Origin of the sequence: Mycobacterium sp. E3247, assembly GCF_001667785.1 — a bacterium.
Lineage (GTDB): Bacteria > Actinomycetota > Actinomycetes > Mycobacteriales > Mycobacteriaceae > Mycobacterium.
In genome coordinates this window covers 1-684 of the sequence record NZ_LZJG01000392.1, presented here as the reverse complement: position 1 = coordinate 684, position 684 = coordinate 1, and the positions used below count along the sequence as shown (strand labels likewise).

Sequence of the window (684 nt, the reverse complement as noted above, 5' to 3'; positions counted from 1 at the left end):
TCCCTAACCCAGCTCGCGGATCTGGGCATCGAGGTGAAGATCGCTACCGGTGACAACGCGCGGGTGGCCGAAAAGGTGTGCGCCGACTTGGGTTTGGCCTCAAAGGGAACCATCACCGGCGCGGAGATGGAACAATTCGGCGACGAAGAATTCGAGCACGCCGCACAGAATTACACCATCTTCGCCCGCATCTCGCCGGAGCAGAAGGCGCGGCTCATCACCGCGGCGCGGCGCGAGGGGCGAGCCGTCGGCTTCCTGGGCGACGGGGTCAACGACGCGCTGGCGTTGCACGCCGCCGACGTGGGGATCTCGGTGGACAGCGCCACCGACGTGGCCAAGGACGCCGCCGACGTGGTGCTGCTGGAGAAGGACCTCGGTGTGTTGGCCACCGGCGTCGCCGAGGGCCGGCGCATATTCGCCAACACCATCAAGTACGTGCTGATGGGCACGTCGAGCAACTTCGGGAACATGTTCAGCGCCGCGGCCGCATCGGCCCTGCTGCCGTTCCTGCCGATGCTGCCCAGCCAGATCCTGCTGAACAACCTGTTATACGACTCCTCGCAGCTGGCGATCCCCACCGACAGGGTCGACGCCGAGCAGCTGCACGCGCCGTCGCACTGGAACGTCGCGTTCATCCGCCGGTTCATGCTGATCTTCGGACCGATCAGCTCGCTGTTCGACTTC

Annotated in this window: 1 protein-coding gene; it reads left to right on the top strand. The window is 65.5% G+C overall.

Features of this window, described 5'->3' with window-relative positions; all coding sequences use genetic code 11:
* The coding region (locus A9X04_RS32405; RefSeq protein WP_156764456.1) for an HAD-IC family P-type ATPase at window positions 1-684 on the top strand (684 nt) is incomplete at both ends.